This is a genomic window from Sphaerospermopsis kisseleviana CS-549 (assembly GCF_028329225.1).
Classification (GTDB): domain Bacteria; phylum Cyanobacteriota; class Cyanobacteriia; order Cyanobacteriales; family Nostocaceae; genus Sphaerospermopsis; species Sphaerospermopsis kisseleviana.
Map to the genome: position 1 here is coordinate 38,386 of NZ_JAQMTI010000146.1, position 18,317 is coordinate 56,702.

12 protein-coding genes and 1 pseudogene are annotated in these 18,317 nt (G+C 33.5%); 4 read left to right on the top strand and 9 right to left on the bottom strand.

Annotated elements, in window-relative coordinates:
* Positions 1-37 precede the first annotated feature (37 nt).
* The 3 genes from PN497_RS12145 to PN497_RS12155 all read right to left on the bottom strand — a co-directional run bounded on the left by PN497_RS12145 (position 38) and on the right by PN497_RS12155 (position 3,364).
* On the bottom strand, positions 38-1,513 hold the full coding sequence (locus PN497_RS12145) for a carotenoid oxygenase family protein (protein ID WP_096572373.1): 1,476 nt from the start codon (positions 1,511-1,513) through the stop codon (positions 38-40).
* A 107-nt stretch (positions 1,514-1,620) separates the two neighbouring features.
* Positions 1,621-2,979, bottom strand: a complete 1,359-nt coding sequence (locus PN497_RS12150; RefSeq protein ID WP_096572372.1) for a folate/biopterin family MFS transporter — start codon at positions 2,977-2,979, stop codon at positions 1,621-1,623.
* Between the two features lie 190 nt (positions 2,980-3,169).
* Positions 3,170-3,364 carry a hypothetical protein gene (locus PN497_RS12155; protein WP_096572371.1) on the bottom strand — a complete coding sequence of 65 codons (195 nt, stop codon included), beginning with the start codon at positions 3,362-3,364 and terminating at the stop codon, positions 3,170-3,172.
* A gap of 669 nt (positions 3,365-4,033) precedes the next feature.
* Here PN497_RS12155 and xth point away from each other — a divergent pair.
* Complete coding sequence (gene xth, locus PN497_RS12160; RefSeq protein WP_096572370.1) at positions 4,034-4,816, top strand: exodeoxyribonuclease III; 783 nt, start codon at positions 4,034-4,036, stop codon at positions 4,814-4,816.
* An 83-nt stretch (positions 4,817-4,899) separates the two neighbouring features.
* A complete protein-coding gene (locus tag PN497_RS12165; RefSeq protein WP_272110257.1) occupies positions 4,900-5,535 on the top strand; it encodes a DUF6861 domain-containing protein in 636 nt (211 codons plus the stop codon).
* Between the two features lie 322 nt (positions 5,536-5,857).
* On the opposite strand, the gene PN497_RS12170 is transcribed toward PN497_RS12165, so the two are convergent.
* Entirely contained in the window at positions 5,858-6,352 is a 495-nt protein-coding gene (locus PN497_RS12170; RefSeq protein ID WP_096572368.1) for a DUF29 domain-containing protein, read from the bottom strand.
* A 139-nt stretch (positions 6,353-6,491) separates the two neighbouring features.
* On the opposite strand from PN497_RS12170, the pseudogene PN497_RS12175 reads away from it, so the two are divergent.
* Both PN497_RS12175 and PN497_RS12180 read left to right on the top strand, forming a co-directional pair.
* Positions 6,492-7,343, top strand: a pseudogene (locus PN497_RS12175) (SDR family oxidoreductase).
* 162 nt (positions 7,344-7,505) lie between these two features.
* Positions 7,506-9,002 carry an HlyD family efflux transporter periplasmic adaptor subunit gene (locus tag PN497_RS12180; protein ID WP_096572894.1) on the top strand — a complete coding sequence of 499 codons (1,497 nt, stop codon included), beginning with the start codon at positions 7,506-7,508 and terminating at the stop codon, positions 9,000-9,002.
* 159 nt (positions 9,003-9,161) lie between these two features.
* Here PN497_RS12180 and PN497_RS12185 read toward each other — a convergent pair whose 3' ends face one another.
* The 5 genes from PN497_RS12185 to PN497_RS12205 all read right to left on the bottom strand — a co-directional run bounded on the left by PN497_RS12185 (position 9,162) and on the right by PN497_RS12205 (position 18,260).
* Complete coding sequence (locus PN497_RS12185; protein WP_272110260.1) at positions 9,162-10,226, bottom strand: hypothetical protein; 1,065 nt, start codon at positions 10,224-10,226, stop codon at positions 9,162-9,164.
* Entirely contained in the window at positions 10,223-12,409 is a 2,187-nt protein-coding gene (locus PN497_RS12190; protein WP_096572367.1) for a hypothetical protein, read from the bottom strand. The genes PN497_RS12185 and PN497_RS12190 overlap by 4 nt, the downstream gene beginning before the upstream one ends.
* Positions 12,410-12,628: 219 nt before the next feature.
* Positions 12,629-14,056 (bottom strand): DUF1241 domain-containing protein, encoded by a 1,428-nt coding sequence (locus tag PN497_RS12195; RefSeq protein ID WP_096572366.1) that lies wholly within the window; start codon positions 14,054-14,056, stop codon positions 12,629-12,631.
* A gap of 19 nt (positions 14,057-14,075) precedes the next feature.
* The gene (locus tag PN497_RS12200) at positions 14,076-14,915 is read right to left on the bottom strand and encodes a hypothetical protein (protein WP_096572365.1); all 840 of its coding nucleotides are present in this window, start codon (positions 14,913-14,915) and stop codon (positions 14,076-14,078) included.
* Between the two features lie 72 nt (positions 14,916-14,987).
* Entirely contained in the window at positions 14,988-18,260 is a 3,273-nt protein-coding gene (locus PN497_RS12205; protein WP_096572364.1) for a cell division protein FtsA, read from the bottom strand.
* Positions 18,261-18,317: the final 57 nt, after the last annotated feature.

Below are 18,317 nucleotides of genomic sequence, written 5' to 3' on the forward strand. Positions count from 1 at the left end.
GTTGGGTTGCACTTACGCTTAACCCAACCTACATTAATTAAATGAATGTTTCTGGTGTAAAACTCCCATGTAAACCATAAGGAATATGATGTTTAAGGTGTAATTTAGCGATCGCACCTTTTGAAAAATCCTGAGCATCTAAAATCACTACATCTGAGCGATGATTTTCTGAGTCATAAACCAAAGCTATTACCCAACCTTCATCTTCTTGTTGAGAGTTGGGACGAGGAATAAAAATTGGTTCACCCATAAAACCCCGTGGTGCTGCACTCCAAATTTCTTGTTTTTCTGTTGCTAAGTCTACTTTCCAAATAGCTTGTAAGGGTGCATTTCCTATAGGGTTATGTGCGGCAGCAATATATAAATAACGATAGGGTTTTCCTACATTATTTGGATGAATAGTAGGAAATTCACAAGCACGTTTATCTATTAACTGACTTTGTACTTTTTTCTCCGGCAAATTAATATCAAATCGCCAAATTTGTCCTGGTGCATTGGTGTCAAAGTTGGTTTGTAGATAATCAGTATTTGGTTCTACTTCTGGTAATGATTCATAGCAAATTGAATCAATGATAATTTCAGTTTCCACTTCAAAAGCGTTGACATGATGGAAAATAAAACCTGCTTGGGTTTCTAAAGTTCTGACTTCTTCTTTCTCAGCTTTACTATCTTTGCGGGGAATAATGATGATTTTTGTGGGTTGATTTTTTTGGACTTGAATACATTGTCCAGCACTGGCCATTCCTAAAGCGAAAGGTATGGGATTAAAATTAACAGGGTTTTGGAAGAAGATACAGTAATTTTCGGTGATGACAAAATCATGAATAAAGCAAAAACCAGGAACACTATGATTTTGTTTACTGATAATTTCGCCGTTGGTGTTGAGTTCAAAAATTGTAATTGTGGTTGATAGTCCTGGTTTAATAGCAAAATTAACTAATTTACCATTGGGATCTATGCGGGGATGGGCGCTAAATGCCTCACCTGGGGATAAAACACCATTAAAATATTCGTTGCCTAATGTTTCTAAGGTGTGGGGATGCAATAAATAAGGTTCTGCTGCTTCCCATAAGGCTAATAGTTTTTTACCCCAATAGATAACATTAGTGTTAGCAATATGTTTGATTTTAAAATCAAAGGCGTTAGCTAACCAACCTCCTGGTTTTTGTGTACCAAATACGCCACGATAAAGGATTTTACCAGCTTTTTTTTCTGCTAAATAACCTTCTGTTTCTACAAATTTATTACGAAAATGGGCGCGTCCGTTAGTAAATGTAATGCGGCTAATCATGCCGTCACCATCAAAGGGATGATGTAATCTTTGTCCGTTGATATCTAATAAACCGGGTCCATTTCTCAATAGTGTTCCTTGTAGTTCTGCGGGTATTACCCCTTCTATTTCATCAATCCAATAATCATATTCTTGTTTGAGTGATTCATATCCTTTTTGCCAATCTTCTTGATTGTAAGATTTTGCTAACGTTTGCTGGTTTTGAGGTTCTAAAATCTGCATATTTTGGTATTTTTTATTTTTTCAAGACAAGATGATATTTTTTCAACAGTACATCATGAATGTACTTTTCAAAAAACAAAAATGAAAATTAAATGGTTTTGATTAATTCACTGAATTACTGCATTTTGAGTAGATGTGATAGTTTCTGTTTCTTCACCTGGTAAAAATTTGATAAATAGCAATGGTACAAGGGCAATTACATTGGTGATAATTACTAGTAACCAGAGGGTATCAAAGTTATTTTCGGTAATTCCTAACCAGTGCATGATTAAAGCCCCAAACTCTCTGGAAATAGCTCCTCCTAAATTGAAGATTGACATTAAGAGGGCAAATAATGTGGCTTCTATTCCCAAGGGACATATTCTTGCGGCTAATACCATCACGGGCATGAAGGCAATTTGTCCCATGACTGCGAGTATTAAGCTATCACCTAAACTGAACCATTGATCATCTATTCCTAATGCTCGATTAGTGTGGGTTACTAATATTAACATTGTCATTCTTAATGCAGCAGAAATGATGATGCTCCAGCCACAAATTACTCGAAATGGTACGGATTTTAAGAACCGTTGGAAAATCCAAATTCCAATTAATGAGGCTAAACTGGTAACTAAATGGACTCTGCCTAAAAATTCAGGTTGAAAGTGTAATTCGTTGGTGAAAAAGTAGAAAAAAGCTGCTTCTCCACTGGGGGTAGATTGCCACAGAAAGATAAATGCTGTGGGTATCCAAATTACTTTTTGTGTAATCGCTTTACCCAGTTGTTTAATTTGATTGGAGGTGGAGAGAAGATTATTTACTTGAGGTTGTGTAGTGTCTTTATTAATTGGTGTTTCTGCAATTAACCAAGCTACTACGGAAATAATTAGCGGAAAAAATGCCGTGACTAAAAATACTGTGCGTGTGCTGAAATATTCTAGGAGTAAGCCGCTAAAATAAGCTGTCATTAACCCTCCCATTGCAGTAGCACCCCAGCACAAAGATTGCAGAGAACCAGCTTTGGCTTGGGTTTCTACTCTGGCACGTTCGACAACTAGGGAGTCTACAATGACATCACTGAAGGCAACGGAAAGGGAAGATAGGGCGATCGCAATTGTTGCCGCCCAGCTACTATTAACTATTGTTCCCAAACTTACCCAAGCACCAGCCCCCAGTATCCCAGATAACACTAGATAGGGACGGCGACGGTAGCCAAATATGGGCAAACCATCGGAAATAAAGCCAAATAATGGCTTAATCATCCAAGGTAGAGCAACTATTCCCAACAGTGCTGATACCTCAACTGGACTCAGTTGCAATTCATCTTTGAGGAAAAAGCTAACGGCTAGACGCGATAACCCTAATATGCCTTGAACAAAGTAGACTGCTAGAATCGCAATTAGTTCTGGTTTAGGTTCATTACCTAAGAGAATTTTTTTGCCTACTGAGTCTTTGACTTTGGGCAAGTCAGATGAGTGAATCAGCATTTGATGAATATTCTTTAAGTTTTATCTACTTTTATATCATATCGACATTAACTGGAAGTTATCCGCTGTTCTGGCAACAAAGTCAAACCAAAGCGCAAGCGCCATCTCTAGCTTGACGCTTGCTCTCAAGAAATATGGTATTCACTTGTCTATTTCCACTCTGTAGATATTCAGAACCAGCCGCAGTAGATTACTCTACTGAGTTAACAGCAGACGGAGTAACTACTCCTGTGTTACGGGTTTCTAAATGATTTGATAAGCGACTGATAGTTAACAGTGGTACTTCTTGTCGGCACGAAAGGCAAAACCAATATAGTTCACCATGACGGACATGACGTAGGATTGATCCACCGCAGCATGGGCAAGTGTTGGCTCTATTACTCATACCAATGTCCTCCTAAAAAAGTTTGTTGTTGTAATCGAGCAAAAAAATTTTGATTACACCTAAATGGATGTATCTGTGAAAGTTCCAACCTCTCCGCTTGGTGACAGAATTTGCATATTTTGGGATATTTTCTGGTGAAAATTGAGCTAATATGCTATATCTTGCGATTCTTGGTTTGGTCTACAAAGAGTGTCAACATCATATATATTGATTTATATTGATTTATTGAGTTGACATCACCTGCTACCAATCCTGAAATTATTTTATGAGGTAAAAGCATTTATGCTTACTTTTCTTCCATTTAAGTTAACTTTTCTGACTGACTATTAGAAAAGCGTATTCTCGGTTAACTGTATTATCAACTCACTCACAAATGTAATATCACAGTCGTAGCAAGTGCTAACAATTAACGTCTTTATTAGTTTACAAGCAAGTACTTTATATTTTCATCTATCTGGGGGATCATAATCATTTATAATTTTCTGTAGCCTAACTTACAATTTTGCCTATTTTGTATTTGCGAATACGCATTTACAGCAGGGATCAATTACTTATAGCTTATTTTTAAGTGAATGGGAGGTTGAACAAAAAAATCCACAATCAAAAATGATTACAAAAAATTTACATATTCTATATTTCTTTATTTACTATCCTACTGATAAGTAACTCATGAAAATCGCTACTTGGAATGTCAATTCAATTCGGACTCGTTTAGAACAGGTGATCAACTGGTTAAGTGAAAATCCTGTTGATGTTTTGTGTTTGCAGGAAACGAAGGTTGTAGATCAGGATTTTCCCTTAAATTCTTTTGAAAACTTAGGTTATCATCTTTATATTTACGGACAGAAAGCTTATAACGGAGTGGCACTGATTAGCCGTCAACCTTTGGAAGATGTGAGTATGGGTTTCTGTTCAGTGTTAACAGATTTAGATCCAGTTTGGGATGAGCAAAAGCGGGTAATTAGTGGTGTAATTGATGGTGTAAGAATTGTTAATCTTTACGTTCCTAATGGTTCATCGGTGGGAAGTGAAAAATATGAATATAAACTGCGTTGGTTAACAGTATTACGGAAATATTTGCAGCAATTACTATTATCAAATCCGGCTATTTCTATGTGTGGTGATTTTAATATTGCCTTGGAAGATATAGATATTAATGACAAAGTAAAAATAGAAAATCACATTATGGCATCTATCCCAGAACGCCAAGCTTTAAAAGATGTGCTTGATTTGGGTTTTGCGGATGCTTTGAGAAAGTTTAATCAAGAGGGGGGAAATTATAGTTGGTGGGATTATCGGACGGCGGCTTTTAAAAGAAATTTAGGTTGGAGAATAGACCATCATTATTTAACACCTGTGCTTTATGAACGCGCTCAAAGTTGTATTATTGATATTGCACCCAGGAAGTTAGAAAAACCTAGTGATCATACGCCGGTGGTGGTGGAATTTTAGTTGGGTATAATTATATTCCCTATAAATGGGAATATTGACTATAATTTTTTAGGAAACATAGAGTACATGAAGGAAATAAATAGATGAGAACAAAATTTCATTACCTGATAAATTGTATTGTGATGATATTGTTTACCATTCAATCTTTACTGTTTGTTGGTAACGCTCAGGCAACTCCTTTATTTTCTAGTAATTTTCCTGTACTGGCTGCAACCCCTAATATAAATGAAACCAGAATAATGGAGTTTTCTGATAATGTTGGATTTTACCGAGAACTAGCAGAAAATTTGAAGTCGAAAGAAAGAATAAAAATTACTACAAAATACAAAAGTTATAATGATTTTCCAGACCATCTGAAGAAAATAATTGAAATTCATGAAACTAAACTAGAAAATTATCCTGTTGTTGCAGGTGCAGTTTCTGCAGTTAGTTCAGGCTATCCAATTCCAATGGCTGGAATTGCATCACTAGGAGAATTACCAGCTAAGATAAAATATGAACAACTAATTATCATAGCATCTACATTATTTGGAGCTTCTTCAGGAGCAGTAATTGGTACTTTTTTTGGGGGAATTGGGGTTATTCCCGGTACAATAGGTGGTGCTGTTTTTGGTTTGGTGACGGGAGTGGTCACTCAAGCTTTTATGAGTTTAGATCATAGGGTTGTGATTCACGTAAGTATAGATGGCACTATAATCATTACCATCGAACCTACTTAATTATATATCTCTAAAAATTTAAAAATTAAATGTGTGGACTTTGAAACCCTTGTGGAGAATTTCCAATGCAATGAAGAATCCGCAGTATATCACTAATAGACATCTGGTAGTAATTAAATCTGCATAATCTGAAACCATTGTAGGGAAAATTCATGAATTGTCCCTACGATAATTTTCACGAGATGTCTAATTTGCCAGTTATCTAGTTAAGAATGGTAATGGGTAATTGGTGACAACCTGCTATTTTTATCCTGTTAATCCTCACATCCTGGACATCCTGATTCTGACATTTTCCCTAACTAGCAACTTACTTTTTACATTCTCACTCATTGACTAACTCACTAGCTTCACCAGGATAAAAACCATCATCTAAAATTTCCGTCAAACTATAAGGACAAGTAGCAGAAAAATTGCTACGAGGTAAATCAGTTTCTTTAACAGCTAATTCCACACCTTTCAAATAAGCTTTACCAAGTGCCTCCTCAAGATAGGATTTTAAACTCGGATTTTCCTCAAGTAATTCAATAGTATCTAAGCGTTGAATGCGAAGGGTTGCTAACCAACTACGACTGCGGCGTTGTTGTTGAAACTGCCATTTTAATAAATGTCCTATTAAAATACTTAAACGATTTCGCAGTTCTTGACGTTGCTGTTTTCCCAAGGATTCAACTTCCTCAATTAAATTTTGCCAATCAATTTTATGCCATTGATGGTTGCGGAGTAAATCAGCTTGTTCCTGTGTCCAAGCATAAAAGTCACTAACATAGAGACTGGATACAGGTATTTTCAGCTTTGGGTTTGTTTCTGGTATTTGCATCAGTTTTACTAAATCCCAACTAATCCCAACATTATTATTTTAAACAAAAATTGTAAAATTTCGGATTTTAGCAATTTGCTGATTTAAAAATAGTGATTAAACTTAACTACATAAAGCCCCATACTCAAATCCAAAAGTTATGATTCTAGTAACTGGAGCAACGGGAGATATTGGCCGCCGTGTCGTGCGGTTGTTACGTCAACAACAGAAGTCTGTACGGTCTTTTGTTCGTCTCACATCCCATTATAGTGAGTTAGAACACCGGGTTTCTGATATATTTATTGGTGATTTGCGGAGAGAACAGGATATCAAAAAAGCCTGTCAAGGTGTGAAATATATCTACCCATTCCGGGTAATACTGGTCAAAGTAGCTTGAGGATATTTGTCCATAAAATTACTAACTGTTGAGCATTTTGTCTTGATATCCGTTTTAGGTGCTGAAAGAGGATATGAAGATGCTCCCATTTTCAAAGCTAAACGCGCAGTAGAAAAATATCTGCAAAGTAGTGGCCTAAATTACACTATTTTACGCCCATCTGGTTTAGCATCAAACCTGCTACCTTTAGCGGAATGGTTTAGAGAAACTGATTTATATTTGCTCATCGGTGATCCCAAAAATCGCACATCTATTATTAGTACCGATGACTTAACCAAAATAGTCGTAGATTCTTTAACCGTTGCTGAGGCTCGTAATCAAATTTTACCATTAGGAGGACCTAAAATTTTATTGCGTGAGGACATTCCCAAAATTTTTAGTCGCATCTTTAACAAACAACCAATCATCATTAATGTTCCTTTATTTGCGGTTGATGGTTTACGGGGAGTATTAGGTTTATTTGACGCTTCAACACAAACAGGTTTAGGAACTTTTCGCACTTTATTAGCTAATGAATTTTACTGTACATCGGAAGAAATTGCCAATTTAGAAAGGATTTATAACTTGCAATTGGAAACTTTAGAAAACTTTTTGGGGCGTTATTTAGCAATTTAATTTTGGTGATTGGTGACTGGGGAAGAAAATTTTAGATTTTAGATTTTAGATTGGAATTGACAAAAACAATCCAAAATCCAAAATCCAAAATTGTATTACCAATTACCAATTACCAATTACCAATTAACCATTACCAATTACCAATTACCAATTACCAAATATATGAAATATTCCCTATCTGCAAATCCTGTTCAAGCACGTCAAACAAAAGAAAATTTTGCTAAACCAGAGGAACAATTATCCTATGAATTGGGTAAAGCTGTACAGGAATTACCACCACTTTATACAAGATTATTAGCGGGAACTATTAGTGTTATTGTCTTTGGTACTATTTCCTGGGCGCATTTTTCAGAAATTGATGAAGTAGCGACAGCACCGGGAGAATTAATTGCTTCTACTCAAGTGAGACCGGTGACATCTTTAGGTAATGGATCTATTGTAGCGGTGAAAGTTAATGAGGGCGATCGCGTAACTAAAGATCAAATATTAATTGAACGTGACCCCAATTTACAACAAACCGATGTTAACAGATTAGCGAAATCAAGTAAATTAATTGAAGAAGATTTACAAAGATTACAAGCTGAAAGAACCGGAGGAAATACTGCGGGAACAAAATTACAAGATGAGTTATTAAATTCCCGGTTATTAGATTATAAAGCTAGACAAGCAGCAGCAGAAGCAGAAGCAGAACGCCAACTTTCAATTATCAAACAAGCGAAAATTAGATTAACTCGGTTAGAAGAAAATTTAGCTAATGCTAAAACCAGTGTGATTAATGCTCAAACTAATTTAGTGAATGCAGAAAATATCCGTGCTAAACTAGAAGAAAGTTTAAAAATTGCCCAACAACGAGAAGAAAATTTGAGAACCTTATTAAATCCTGGTGCTGTTCCCAGAGTTGATTATTTAGAAGCCCAGGAAAGATTAAATCGAGCAAATACTGATATTATTAGAGCCACGAATGAAGTAACTAATGCCAAAAATAGAGTTACAGAAACACAGGATAAAGTAGCATCTTTAGGAAAAGATATTGCTGCTCAAAAACAAGAAATTAACCAAGCTGAACAAGCTTATCAAGCAGCCAAAAATCAAGGTTTAAGATTAGCATCAGAAAGAAAAAGTGAAATTTTAACGCAAATAAATAGACGTAAAGAAGAATTAGCCAATGTTGCAGGACAATTAGAACAAGCGAAACAAGAAAAAGATGGAGAAACAATTAAAGCACCAGTAGCGGGAACAATTTATAAAGTCAAAGCTACCAAAGGACCTGTACAGTCTGGGGAAGAATTGCTGTCAATTTTACCCGAAGGGGAAGAAATGCTGTTAGAGGTAAAAGTTTTAAACCGGGATATTGGTTTTATTCGTCAGGGAATGAAAGCAAAGGTGAAATTAGCAACTTTTCCCTTTCAAGAATTTGGTGTAGTTGATGGGGAAGTTTTACAAATTAGTCCGAATGCGGTGGTTGATGAAAAATTAGGTTTGGTTTTTCCGACGAGAATTAAGTTAAGTAAGCATTCCGTGACTGTGCGGGGTAAAGAGGTGGAATTTACGCCGGGGATGGTGGCAAATGCGGAGATTGTGACGCGGAAGAAGTCGATTTTAACCTTTATTGTTGAGCCAATTACCCGCAGATTTAGTGAGGCTTTTTCTGTGAGGTAATTATTATTAAATATTTGCAAAATCTTGTGGGGTGGGCATACTTCGACATAGTTCGACTCCGCACTTCGACTTACTTCGACTGCGCTCAGTACAGGTCGCTCAGTACAAGTCTTGCCCGCCCTTTTTATAGTTAATGAATACTCATCAAATTCAACATCCTCAATTATCCTGTTTATTTTCCAAAGATTCTAACCGCACCTTAATTAAATCTATTTGTAGATAAACATAATCTCTAAGAACTGCAATTTTTCCTATTTGAGTTTCTAAGTTGTTGCGTTCTTCCTGCATTTTTTCTAACATTGATTTAAAATTATCCAATTGTTCATAAATAGCATCTTTTGATATATTTTGAATTTGTGATTTTGAAATTTTATCAAATTCGCTTTTTAATTCCAATTTCAATTCATTTAATTGTTTATTGATTTTCAGGATTTCTAGGTTAGTATTTGCCTGATTATCTTTAATTTCTGGTATGTTTATTTCTGCGTTTAATTGTGATGGTAAATTTTTATTTACCTCTTGTAACTGCTGCAAGTGTAATTTTAATTCATCTAGTTCATTGTTGATTTTTTCAAGTTCTAAATTATTTTTTTCTAAATTATTTTTAACTTTATTTTCTTGCTCATCTATATCTAAATATGATCTAAATGAAACACCAGAAATATCATTAGTAAATTCTAAAATTCCCTTTTCTAATAACTTCCATTCCTTACCACTAGGTAAACTGGATACTCTAGCAGGTTTAATTAATAGAAAATGAGTATCTACTGTGGGAGTAATACCACGAAAATCAAATAATTTTTCTACAGTTTTTAGTTTATGAATATGCAATTTAATGTTAATGCTAGGTAAGAGAAAGATATTATTTTGATTAGATACTATTATCCAATATTTACCATTTTCATCTTTTTCTAATAAAACAGGTTGATTTTGGTTATCTTCTCGATAACTTTTAGCTGTTAATTCGGCAATAATTGAGTTTTTTAATAAAACTTTGGGAACGTTATTATAAACTTCTATTAATTCTAATTCAGATATATTTAGGGGTGTGATTTTTTCCGTTGTAAAAGCACCTGTGACGATAACTGAACCAGTTTGGACTTTTTCAGTAAGTGTAGATAGGTAATTTTCTATACTAGTGATTCGCGGTGTCAGGTTTTGTTCAATAATTTGCTCTAGTTGTTTAATTCTACGAATTAAATCATCTTGAAAATTGGATGTCATAGATTATCTATCTCCTTATATAATACTCTAACTAATGCTTTTAATTCTACAATAAAATGTGGTTCTGGTTGGATATTTTCAATATCACCTTTTTGAGAATTTAAAAGGTTTCTTAGTTCTCTTTCTGTAGCTCTCCATAATTTTTGATTATATTCATACTCTGGTTTATTAAAGTTATAACCTTCTATTGCTTTAATATCTTCAATTCTTAAATCATCTAAACTATCATGGAAAGTATCAAAAAATAGCTGTAACTGAGTTAAATTAGTAATCTCATATTTATCAATAGTGTTTAAATTTATATCTAATTCTTGTAATTTTTGATCTTGCAAAACTAAACCACAAGCAACTTCATCTTGAGGGTTTTGACTCATGCGTGTAATTTCTTCTGTGTCAGGAAAACCAGAACTTATACTCATCATGCGACTGAGTAAAGAATTAATTTCTGAATTTCTATCAAATTCTCCACCTTCTGACAACCAATTTAAAAGACGTGAACCAATTCCACCAATATAAACAGGAGTAATTTCTTTAAGAGTGTATTTACCCTCGTGGTGTAAAACAGCAAGAATTTGACCAATATAAAAATACACCCCAGATAAACCAATAGACATTAATGTTATCAGTTTTTGAAATTCAGGATGATTTATAAATAACTCTCTTTTTCGTTCTAACCAGTTTGCAGACTCTAATCTTAACCAAATATCTAACTGGTCATAAAAAGCATATTCTGGAAATTTTATCCAGTTGTCAGGTTCAATATCAAATATTTTCAAAATCTGAGGGTTAGTTTTTATTATCTGAGAGAATAAGTCTATTTTACCAAAATTTAGAGAACATTGATAAATAAGTTGATTATCTTGCCAGATAGATATATTAGAATTTACATTACCAATATCAATACAAGTGGTATTTACTAAATCATAATCTTCATATTCAGTAAAATATTGAGCAAATGCTAAACTTTGTGATCGAAAATATTGACTATCATTAATATTGGGGCAAAGATGTTTAACACCTGTTTTAGATTGTAAATTATTGGTTATATCTTGCCACATTTGAGCATATTTATATTTACCTTTACGGGAAAATTGAGGAGGATAGGAAATACACCATTCAATTGTTTTAACTTTGTTGTTAACAGCATTTGCAGTCAGGTGTAATATGAGGTGTTTAAGAAATAACCGAATATATCTAAGATTTTTAGTTGAGCATTGTAAATCTTTTTTAACCCAGCTTTCTTGTTGTGAATATCTATTCCGAACAGGAATATAAACTCTACCATCAAAAATTGGACGTTCTTGATTTATGTCTGCACTTCCCCTAGTAGTTAGTACGGTAGACATGGGAAATGGTTTATCTACTGGAATAAAACTTTCAGGAATGAAGTATTCAAATAAAACTGGAAACCTAGTCTCTATAGAAACATCTGTAACTTTATGATGTAGATTATCTGATTTGAAAGATTCAACAATTTTATCATCTTTATTAACATAAACGCTAGTATAATCACTTCTAAAATCTATACCTATTTTCCAGGAATATGCAAGCTCTATTTTCTTTTGTGTTGGTAGTAAAATAATACCAATTGTATGTTCTTGAATATTTTTACATTCAATAAATTTAGGAAATTGAGTACATCTAACTATTTTATAACTACCTCGACCTTCTTGAAATTGCTTAATTTCCTCTACATTAGGAAAACAAACCTGAAAAGTTTCTTCTCCATATTCAGCATCATAACAAAAACCGTAATATTCTTTCCATCCCTCTGCTTGAAAATTAGGCCATACTTCTAAAACTGGAACTTCAGGAATAAGATTTTCTGCTTGAATTGTATAATCTTTAAACAAAGGAGTTTCACTATTTGGTAAATCTAAAATTAGTCTTACCTGTGATAAATCATCTTCATCAATCAATTCAAATTTAAGCTGTTTAGTTAATTCTTCTGGAGTAAAATAATCTAGTAGAATTGGATTAAGCGGTAAAAGAGGAGTAATCTGATGATTTGCAAATACTAAATATTGCGTACCTTGAGGAAGTAAAGCACCTGGTAAAATACTCTCTTGTTCGATAAATACGAGCTTTTTTAAAAATAAATCCTTGGTTGTCAGTTGAAGTTCTTTGAGCTTAGTTAATAAGCTGTCAGTTTTCATTTTTAAATCATGTAAATTATTATTCATATTCATCTACATCTACTCAAATTCAATAATTCCTTTCTCCGTCAATTGCCAGGTTTGTAAATTACCTATTATTACCACTTTAGCAGGTTTGAGTAATTAAAACCTAATTGTAACCTTACTTCCTTTAATTTGAAACAACACTCTAAACATTCCTGTTCTGAAAAATCTACTTTTTCAAGATTATTAGCTGGCATATAATTTAATTGATTCTTTTAGTTATTAAAATTGTAATTTTCCAGGTTCTACTAATTGCCAATGTTGTCCAATAGATGATACTGTTGCTGGTTTTAACAATGTAAAGCTACTGGAAGAACTGGGATGATATCCTATACATTCAAAACAGCTTGATATTGTTTCATAATTATACTCATTAATTTTAATATTGCCTTTGGGTACAAGATATTCATAATTTCCTTCTCGAACTATCCAGTAATTACCTAACTGATTTTTTTCTAGAATAGGTGCAACTTTTTTTCCAATACGACGCTGTTCTACTGTGTGATCACTTTCTGCAACAGTGATTGCATTTGCAGATAAAGAACGAGGTTTACTATTATATACTGTAAGTATTTTGGTTTCGTGATTAGATAGAGATGTCTGAGATTGATAAATATTTTCCGTTTGGGGTTTAAGTGGATGTACTACTCTATTAACTGGTGTATTAATTGGTTGATTATTCGTAAATGTGTAATTTGATAAACTGGGACTTTGGGGATTTTGATAACCTCTTTCTATGGTTTTTAACCTTTCATCTAAATTATCAAAATGCCGTTTAATCTGTGTAAATTCTCCTTCAATGTAATTTACAATTCTTTTTGGTTGAGTTATATTATTTGATGAATGATTTTGTTTTGTTTCCAATATGTTCAACTTATAAAATAACCAAGCAATTAATCCCCCAAAGATAATAAAACTCATAATATTTACACTGACAGTCAAATTTAGAAGTTTATAAATCCTGTCAAGTTCAGATTTAGGTATCAGAATTTTATCTTGATTAGCAGGATTGTGATTTTCTGACACTATCTGTTGATAGTTACTTACAATCCCATTATTATCCGATAATTGTTGATTTTTTGTTAGTTGTTTAATTACATCAAATTGTTTGTTTAATATTTCATTTTTTTTATTCAAAAAATTTTGTAACTGTATCTGTGTTTTTTTCCTAAAATTACCATTAGGTGCAATATTTTGAGTTTCTTGGAGTTTAATAATTTGTTGGACTTGAGTAACATCAGCATCACTAAAACCCTTTTCTAATGGTTTGATGGCGTTCTCTATATCACTAATTGTCTTGTTTATATCTGCGAGGTTTTTTATTTTGTCTGGATTATTAATTTTTGTGAGAGCATTTTTCAATTGAACTATTTTTTTATTTGAATCGGTAAAATCTAATTCTTTTCTTTCTAAGTTACCATCTATAACTTTCTGGAGATTAGCATTTAACTGAATTATTGATTTATTTAATTCGGTATGTGCGGATAAAATCGAATTAAAGTCATCCACGTTCTGTAAAATTACAGGAGATGGGTTAGCTTGAACTTTAACATTATTATTTTCTGATTTTAATGGAGGACGTTGACACCCCACCATCAGAGAGATGAGTAAAGAAACTGAGATATATTTGATATGATTTGTTTTTAGCATAATATTCACATATTGTTTATTAAAATTGTAAGATACCTGGGTCAATTAATTGCCATTCATATTGATTTTTAACAGTTACTTTACCTGGTTTTACCAATACAAAATTTTCAGATTTACCTGATTGATAACCGCGACAGTCAAAAGTTGAGAGTAATGTCTCTTGGCTATATTCATTAATCTTAAATTTTCTTTGAGGAACTATATATGAACAATCATCTATATTGATTATCCAATAATTACCTTGACGATTACGTTGAAAAATTGTTGCTTCTTTACTGCCTCCCCAACGCTTAGTTTGACTTTCTTCCGGCTCAGATACTTTAATTATCCATTCCGGGAAATCCTGGAAATCGAAATCCGGATTCTTATAAGAATTTACTAATTGCTGTTCGTGCAATGTCAGAATTGTAGAATAATCTGTATAATTATCTGCGATGCTCTTAGTTTCTTCATCATCAGTTTTTGTTTCATCTAAATTTTCACCATTGTCATGATTAATATATTCCTCTTCTTTATTTATTAAATTCTCTTGATTTTCCATCTGAAATTTATTATTTTGTGCCTGAGAATAATCATTAATTATCTTAATAATGGCTTCAACAACTAAGGGGTGTTGAAAATGATTTAGTAGTTCTTGTATTTTATTATCGGCTAGATTATTATATGTATTTTCTGAAATATTAGTATTTTCATATTTTTCTAATCTTTCTTGTAGAGATTGATTCTCTTTTTTCAGATTTAAATTTTCTTTTTTCAATTCAGAAACTATGAATATAAGGAAATAACTTATAGCTTCTTCTCTATTATGATCACCGTATTCAGTTTTACAAACAGGACATATATTAGAATTAGCTTCCATTTTTCACCTCTGTATACTTGATAATTGAAAGAAAACAATCAGGGCGAAAATATCGCCCATATTTAAACCGCTTTATTTACCAGACCATTCCCTAGCTAAAACTTTCAGTAAAGCCTTTAAGCCCAGGATAAAAGGAGGTTCTTCACCTATACTTTCAACATCACCTTTAATGGAATTTAAAGAATTTCTCAACTCCTTAACTGTAGCTTTCCACAACTTTTGATTGTATTCCGGATCGGGATCATCTGGATATTCTTTTTCAAATTCATAACCTTCTAGTGGTTTAATTCCATCAATTCCTAAATCATCTAGACTAGCATGAAAAGCATCCAGAAACAATCTTAACTGATTTAGTTCAGGAATTTGATATTTAGAAATGGTTTTAGCCTTAAATTCTAAACGATCTTGCCAACTATAGGTTTCATTATCTATTTCACAACCTTCACCAGCAATTACATGATCTTTTTCCTTTTTATTTAAACCTTTGAGCTTTTTATCTTTTAACACTAAACCACAAGCAGCTTCATCTTTGGGGTTTTGACTTAGGCGTGTGGGTTCTTCTGTATCTGTAAAACCAGAAGCTACACTCATCATGCGACTAAGTAAAGCATTTATTTCTGAATTTTTGTCAAATTCTCCACGTTCAGCTAACCAATGTAATAAACGTGAACCATTACCACCAATATAGACTGGAGTGATTTCATCAACAGTGTATTTACCCTCTTGATATAAAACAGATAGAATCTGACCAACATAAAAGTACAAGCCAGATATACCTATTGCCATTAACCGTAATAAACCTTGAAATTCTTTATTTTCTTCCAAAGTATCCCGTTTTTTATCTAACCAGTTATCAGCTTCTAGACGCATCCAAACATCCAGTTTGGCATTGAAAGCAACTCCTTTCAATCTCGTCCATTCATCGGGGTTAATATCTAATTTTTTGAGAAAATTAGGATTTATTTCGATGAACTGAGAAAATAAATCACGTCCTGCTAATTCCACAGAACATTGATGAACTAGCTTATCATCTTGCCAAATAGAAATATCTGATGTAGCACCACCCATATCAATACAGGTAGAGTTAACTAAATTACAATCTTCATACTCAGCAAAATATTGGGCTACAGCTAAACTTTCAGTACGGAAATAAGTTGCATCATCCTTACCAGGGCTGTTGTGTTTAATACCTGTTTTGGCTTCTATTTCTTTAGTTATTTTCTGCCAGGTTTTGGCATAGTTCTGTTCTTGTTTAGGTGAAAAAGCTGATGGAAAAGATAAAGACCATTGAATTTTTTGTACACCATTTTTAGCGGCTATAGCACTAATATGTAATGCTAAATGTTTAAGGAATAGTTGGTTATTGCCTAAATTCTCAGTTTCCCATTTGAGATTAGTTTTGATCCAGGTTTCTTGGGGTGAAAAGCGATTTCGTGCGGGAATATATAAACGACCATCAAAAATTGGACTTAATTGGTCTGTTTTTGTGTTTCTTTCTCCTTTTGTTGTTAAGACTGTAGACATCGGAAAGGGTTTCTCTACAGGAATAAAACTCTCAGGAATGAAGTATTCAAACAAAACTGGAAATCTGGTTTCTACTAACACATAAGTAATTTTACGATGCAGTATTTCTAAGTTCAATCTTTCTGTTACTTTATCGTTTTTATTAACATAGACGTTAGTAAAGGAAGTACCAAAATCAACACCAACTACCCATTCACCAGTTAGTGGAACTTCTTCTGGACTTGCTAACAGAATTAAACCAATTGTATTGGTATAAATGTCTTTACATTCAATAAAGGATGGAAATTCATCTAATTGTACTGTTTGATAAGATCCTTTACGTTCTTTGAAAGAATGAACTTCTTTCGCACCGGGAAAACTAACCTGAAAAGTCTCCTCCCCATACTCAGCATCATAGTAAAATCCATAATATTCCTGCCAACCCTTAGCCCGAAAATCAGGCCACACCTCTAACACCGGAACTTCATAAATAATATTCTCCTCTAACAAAGGATAGTCCTTAGTTAAAAGAAAAATTTGCTGAACTTTTCCACCTTTCACACCAGAAAGAGGTAACGTTAAACTTACCCGTACTTGTGAACCACCTGCACCATTATTAATCAATTGTAATTTAATTTTCTTAGTTAAATCCTCCGGGGTGAAATAATTTAATAAAATCGGATTCACAGGAATTAAAGGTGTAATATTCCGATTCTTAAAAACTAAAGATTGTGTACCTTCAGGTAGTAAAGCACCTGGTAAAATTCCCTCTTGATCAATAAATTTTAACTCTGGTAAAAATAAATCTTTCGATTCTAAACAAACTACTTTTCTACTTTTATTCCATGTTCCAATATCTTCAGGACGAAAAGCAGCTAAGGTTTTACCTTCGTGAATAGATATATTTTGTGGTGGTTCATTCCAAGCAGTAGCAATATCAGGATCAATAATTAACAATTGCGGAACATTCGGTTTCATCAAACTGGGAATCACCCTAACATTAGATTCTTTCACCTCTACCTTAACAGGTAAATTCAGCGCGGTTAACGCCCCTCGGTTAATTTCAACTTCAAAATATGTGGGGTTATTACTAAATTGAAAGTTCGGTGTAGTTGTCACACCCAAACTATTAATAAACCCATTAACTAAACCAAAAATTCTATCAATGGCTTTACTATCACCGTTATATCTTCTGATTTCTTTGCGGAGGTTATCTAACCAAAACGCTAACTGTTCTTTTTCTGTTTGGTTAAGATAATTATGAGGTGATTTTAACTGTAATGTATTTGCATCCCACCAAGGTATACTATCCCATTTTCCCTGTTCTGAAGGTACAACTAAGGTACTAGGTGAAGTCATCCCCACAGGTTGATCATTACAGGTAAAAACATATAAATCTTCCCAAGGATGTTTGTTATTATTAAATGTATAAAGAGTATTAACAGGATCAGGTAAAAGCTCATATAAAGAACGAGCAAAAACATGATTACTTTTCTTTGTTTCCAGTTCTAAAAGTTGGGATTTAATGGGAAAATTGCGGACTTCTGCTAATGCTAAAACCGCTAACATTCCTTGCCATTGAGTAATCATTTGTTCTCGAATTGGGTAAGCATCATTATGTAATGCCATTTCCATTGATAAAGCTCGCGCCCAAACTGTGGGAACAGAACTCACGCTGGTTACTGCTCCCGGTGCTTTGTAATCTAAACTAGAAGCGACATCATTAAAAGCTTTTGGTGCTTGAGTATCCCAAATTCCAGGATTACCCGATGTGACATCACAATCATTTTTCAGTTTTGGCAACAACAAAGCAGATTGATTATTAGTATATGCACTAGTCATGATCTAATTTTCCTCATCAACAAATTTATTTCTACAAAAAGTTTTTTCTACAGAAAT